The organism is Stappia sp. (assembly GCF_048261845.1).
GTDB lineage: Bacteria > Pseudomonadota > Alphaproteobacteria > Rhizobiales > Stappiaceae > Stappia.
Genome location: NZ_JBLXFR010000125.1, coordinates 1 through 5731 on the forward strand (window position 1 = coordinate 1; position 5731 = coordinate 5731).

Below are 5731 nucleotides of genomic sequence, written 5' to 3' on the forward strand. Positions count from 1 at the left end.
ACGGAACCGGCCTCGCGCAACCAGCGTCGCAACGCATCGCGGCGCGACACGAGCTCCGAGAGCGCGGCCTCCACGGTCTTGTCCGGCATTTCGGAAACAAGAAACACAAGCGCCCGGCCGAGATCGCTGCCGAGCGCGCGTTCGGCGGCGGTGAGTACCCGCGCACGTGCACCCGTCAAAAGCTCCGCCGACTGCCGGTCGTCGAGCACCTGAAAGTGGCCGGCGACATTGGCCTCCAAGGGGAACTGGTGCAGCAAGGCCTCGCAGAACGCGTGGATCGTCTGGATCTTCAACCCGCCCGGAGTTTCAAGCGCGGTGGCAAACAGATGCCGGGCCCGCGCCAGGCGGGCCGGGTCGGGACGATGCCCCTCGACATCCTCGATTTCGAGGCCAAGGGCGTCGTCGTCCAGTCCCGTCCATGCGCCCAGCGTCTCGTACACGCGATTGGCCATTTCGGACGCGGCAGCCTTGGTGAAGGTCAGGCAGAGAATGCGCGATGGTGCGGTGCCCGACAAGAGCAGGCGAATGACGCGCCTGGCGAGCACGAATGTCTTGCCGGAGCCCGCATTGGCGCTGACCCAGGCGGACCGCAAGGGATCGGCGGCAAGCGCCTGACGCGCACGGGTGGCGTGCGGGATCTCGAAGGCACTCATTCGTCGCTGCTCCCGTCGAGCGACCATTCCCGCACCCGCGCAAGGTGATCGTAGCTGCCACCCAGTTCGGACTCCTTGCGCACCCGCGCCCTCGAAAGATATCCCTTTTCGGGATTTTGATAGCCGGCAAACAAATTGCGCGTACGCGCCAGGGCCTCGGTCGCCAACTCTTCCACACTGCGTTCCTTCGGCACGCGCGGCTTCCATTCGAGCGGCGGCCGGCCGCCGGAAAGACGGAGATAGGCAATATCCGAGACGGGCGCCTGCCGGTCTATGCCGGGGAACGCGCCGCCGGCGATCATGGCCGCCTCGAGCGGCAATTGCGGCGCGAGAAGCGAGGAAACCTCCTTGTCGCTCGGGGCCTGACCCGTCTTGTAGTCGATGACGGCCAGCGTGCCGTCACGCAAGCGGTCGATGCGGTCGGCCCGCGCCGACAGCGTCACGACACCGCCCGGCGACAGGTCGAGGTCAAGAACTCCGCCGATCTCCAGATGCCGCTCGGCAATGTTTGCGGAAACGCCATTCTCGTGACGAATGAACGCCTCGGCGATGCGCTCGAACCGCAGCCACCACACCGCACGCACCGCCGGAAAGGCATCAAGCGAGGCGAAGCGCGCACGGCCGATTTCGAGCAGCCGCGCCAGAGCCGTGTCGTCGAGCGGACCGCGCCAGCCGGCAAGAAACTCGGCAAGGCAATCATGGATCAGGGTGCCTTTTTCCGCAGCACCCGGATCGCCGCCCACCGGCTCCACCGGGTCGAGCACAAGGATCTTGCGGGCGTAGATCGCATAGGGGTCGCGGATCAGTGTCTCGACCTCGGTCACCGAGATCCGGCGCGGCCTTGCGGCAACCGGTGGCGCGGGCTGCGGACGAGGTGCAGGCTCCGGTTCGCCGGAAACCCGGTCGATGTGGCGGCTGAGAGCCAGCAGCGAGGCGCCGCGCGCGCGCATCCGGGCGGACACGTCGCGCCCGAGCAGCGTCGTCAGGCGCAGCAGCCAGCGCGAGGCGACCGTTGGCGCCCCGCCCGAGCGTTCGGCCCGCGACAGCACCACATGGCGCGCGCCCAGCGCCTGGGTGAAGTCATGCGCCGCGGCTCCGATGCCCCGCTCTGGCGGATCCAGCCCCAGCCCGCCCTTCATCGGCCGGTTGAGCCATGGATCGTTGCGGGTCGATTGCGGCCAACTGCCCTCATTGAGCGCGCCCAGGATCACGGTTTCAAAGACCTGCAGACGGGCTTCCATGGGGCCGAATATCGCGATCCGCGGATCGCCGGGCAGACGGCGCCGGATATTGATGCCCGAGACAAGCGCGACGAAAACCGCCGGCCAGTCAACCGGGGGCACCTCAAGGCCCGCCGGTGCCGCCGCGAGCATCTCGCTGAATGCGGCCGCCAGTCCCTCTCCCGCTTCCCCGGCATAGAGTTCGCTGCTGTCACCGTCGGCATCACGGGCAAGACGGCGAAGCACTTCTTCAAGATCCGCAACGAGCACGGAGACATCGAGCGGTTCACGGATGCCGCTGTGGCGCTCAAGCGGGGACAGCGCATCCGCCAGCCGCTCGACGAGATCGGCGACATCGTCCCAGTCATCGTCATGCAGGATCTGCCAGCGCGGCATGCGCCGCTGCTCGCCGTCTTCGGCCAGCTCGCGTGCTGCGGCAACCGCATCGCGCAGGCCCGCCGTTCCGGCCCGCCCCCTGGGTCCGCGCAGCACGGCGCGTTCCAGCGCGCGCGCCGCCGCCCGTATATTCTTTGCCGGCAAACCAAGTCGCGTCAAAGGATGCTTCAGCAATGCAAGAAGAGCCACCGGCTCCAGCCCTTCGAGCGCCAGGGACGAAGCCAGACGCGCCAGAACGCCGGGCGGTGTCTGGTCGAGCGGCCGCCCCGCGCTGTCGTCGGCCTGAAGGCCCCACCTGCTGAGTTCGACGGCAACCCGCCGGGCGAGCGTCCGGTCCGGCGTCACCAGAGCCGCCGTCTTGCCGTCCTCCACGGATTGCCGCAGGACTGTCGCGACGGCGAGCGCCTCTTCCGCCTCGTTGCGCGCGACCAGCAGGTCGACACCGGCGAAAGCCGCCTCGACCGCATCGCGGGAAAACTCTGCGGCCACGACCGGCCAGGCATCCGTCGTCTCGGCCGGCCGCAAGGCCTCGGCGACAAGGCGGCTGCGAAGCGCGTCGCCAGGATTTGCGGGAGATGCCAGGGACCGAACCTCGCCCCGCTCAAGCCCGAGCGTTCCGACAAGCCGGGCCATGCCGTATTGCGGATGGCTCGGGCTACCGGCAGTCTCCTGATCGCCGACCAGTGCCGCCCATGACCGTTCGTCCATGTCCCGGTCGAAGCCCGGCAGCACGACCGCACCTTTCTCCAGTTGCGAGATCGCCGCGAGCAGTTCCGCCGTGGCAGGGATCGAGCCCGTCGCGCCTGCGGCGATTACCGGACCGCGCGGAGGCGTGTCACGCAACCGGCGAGCTTCGCGACGAAGCAGCGCCGACCGCCTGGCCTTCGGATCCATCGCCCCGCGTTCGCCGAGATAGGCGGGCCAGTGCTCCATGGCGATCTTGAGAAAGTCGAGCGTGATCTGCCAGTAGCGGGCATGGTCTTCCGGGACGAGAGTGGCGAGCCCCTGCCAGGAGACTTCCTCGGTCTCCATCTCGTCCATCAGCGCGACAAGGTCGCCGGCAAGCCACGCCGCGTCGGCGGCGGAGGCCGGCGCGCGCAGAACCGCGCCCTCCGGAAGGTTCAGCACTTCCCGGCGCATCGCCCCTTCCCAGGCGCCGACCAGACGCGTCATGGCGAAAAGCCTCTCCATCCCGGAAATCGCAGGAGGCAGCCCATCGAGAAGCGGACCGCCGGCGAGAAGCTGCAGGTCCTCCTCCACGTCGCCAAGGGGCCGGATCGAGGGCATCAGGCTCGCCCTGCCGCCAAGACGGTCGCGGATCAGAGGCATGACGGCACGGGCAGCACGCCGTGTCGGCAGATAGAGCGTGACATCCGCAAGCGCCAGCGGGTCACCAACGGGATCGAACCCTTCAACCAGCCGCCCGTCGAACAGCGCCTCCACAAGCGTGGGCAAGAAGGGGACCGACGGCGGAATGGTGTAAACGCCGTCGCGACGCCGTGTTGTCATCTGCCTCCCCTTTGGCGTCCGGTGCGTCAGGCGGTGCTGTCACGAATTGCCTGTTCGGCGGCCTCGATCGCGTGCGGCGTGCCGACATGCAGCCAAACGCCCTCCATCTTCGCACCGTAGAGCGTGCCCCGCGCGATCGCCACATCGAAGAGCAGATTGAGGGAAAAGGCCCCCGCAGGCGCCTCGTCGAAGAGACGCGGATGCAATATCGCCGCCCCGGCATAGGCAAACGGTGCGAGCACGCGCTCGCCGCGCCGCTCCAGCCGGCCGGCCGGATCCAGCGTGAAGTCACCTTTCCCGTCGTATCCGACCGCACCGGCAAGTTCCGACAAGAGCAGAAGCGCATCCATGCGCCGGGGATCCCAGGTCCGGGCGAGATGATCGAGGTTGGGGGTCACGCCCTCGATCCATGTGCTGTCCGAGTTGACCAGATAGAAAGGGTCCTCGCCGATCAACGGCAGCGCCCGGACGATACCGCCGCCGGTTTCCAGCAGTTCGTCACGCTCATCGGATACCAGCACGTTCGTCGGGGCAGGCCAGGCCCGAACATGGGCGTCGACCATGTCGGCCAGATAGTGGACATTGACGATGATCGTCTCGACCCCGGCCGGAACGAGCTTGTCATAGGCACGATCGATCAGGGTCCGGCCGGCGACAGGAATGAGCGGCTTCGGCGTTGTTTCTGTCAGCGGCCGCATGCGCTTGCCGAGGCCGGCGGCCAGCACCATGGCGCGACGAGGGCGATGCATGCCCTCTTGCGAACCGGGCTTGTTATTGCCAATCGCGTTCGTCACCCAATCCTTGTCCTTCTTCCAGCGTCGCAAGCCTTGCGTGATCATTCACCGCCGCACCCGATATCCGCATGCGCCGAGAACCAGTCCGCCAGTTCCTGCAACTCGGGATGAGCGAGGGCCCGGGCGAGATAATCGCGTACCCGCGGAATGTGGACAAGATATGCGGGCTTGCCGTCACGCGCGGCCAGACGCCTGAACACACCCAGGATCTTGGTGGCACGCTGAGCCGCCATGATTGCATATTGCCGGCGAAACTCCTGCTCATCGAAGGCGCTGTCCGCCGAGGCACGCAAACCGACATAGCGTGCAACGATATCGCGTTCCAATGTCGGGGAAATGTCGACCCGCGCATCCATGGCAAGGGATGCTACATCGTAGGCTGCCGGGCCGATCATCGCGTCCTGCGTGTCGACGACGCCGAGCCGGGAAAGCCCCTTTTCCCCGTCCCGCCAGATCAGATTGGGCGAGTGGAAGTCGCGCAGTACCCAGTTTCGCGAACCTGATACCGCCTGCTGCAGCAGCGGCCGCCACACGCGGGCAAAGGACTGCCTCACTGCGGCATCGCCCTGTGCCGCCGACCCTGCCAGATACCAGTCGAGAAACAGTTCGGCCTCGACCATCAGGGCACGGATATCGAACTCCGGCAGGGCATACCGGCGATCGCCCGCGCCGGGGAGCGGCAGCGCCGGTTCCGGCGGCGCATCATGCAGGTGCGCAAGAAGGTCGGCGGCAGCCAGGTAGCGCTCGGGGACGGGAGATCCGTTTTCGGCGATGGCGCCGCGACCGAGATCCTCCTGCAGGACGAGACCTTCCGCGAGATCGACAGCGAGCGTTTCAGGAGCGGCAAGGCCGCGCGACCGCAACGCCTCCGCCACGGCAACCACCGCATCGACGCCGTCCGCCAAATGCACGAGCTGGCGATAGCTCAGGCCGTCACGCAGCACCGGTTGGGGCGGCGGCGGCGCCGCATTCATCAGGATCGCGCGGCGCGCTCCCGAACGCACGGTCTCGTAGCGGCGCGGCGATGCATCTCCCTGGAAATAGCGCCGCCGCGCATCACCGAACCCGGCACGTTCGATCAGTTCACGAATGGCAAACGTCCGTTCGACACGGGCGCGCCAAACGGGGTCCGAGACAAGCAGGCTGACGCGGCGCGCCG

The 5731-nt window shown here is 67.5% G+C and carries 4 protein-coding genes; all 4 read right to left on the bottom strand.

Annotated features, from left to right (window positions below; all coding sequences use genetic code 11):
• A partial coding sequence (locus tag ACN0T5_RS21625; RefSeq protein ID WP_417770672.1) for a UvrD-helicase domain-containing protein occupies window positions 1–653 on the bottom strand: 653 nt, incomplete at its 3' end.
• Window positions 650–3778 carry a double-strand break repair protein AddB gene (gene addB / locus ACN0T5_RS21630; RefSeq protein WP_417770673.1) on the bottom strand — a complete coding sequence of 1043 codons (3129 nt, stop codon included), beginning with the start codon at window positions 3776–3778 and terminating at the stop codon, window positions 650–652. The genes ACN0T5_RS21625 and addB, both read right to left, overlap by 4 nt.
• 26 nt (window positions 3779–3804) lie before the next feature.
• Window positions 3805–4506, bottom strand: a complete 702-nt coding sequence (locus ACN0T5_RS21635; protein ID WP_417770675.1) for a nucleotidyltransferase family protein — start codon at window positions 4504–4506, stop codon at window positions 3805–3807.
• A 107-nt stretch (window positions 4507–4613) separates the two neighbouring features.
• On the bottom strand, window positions 4614–5731 hold a 1118-nt coding region (locus ACN0T5_RS21640; protein ID WP_417770674.1), incomplete at its 5' end, for an aminoglycoside phosphotransferase family protein.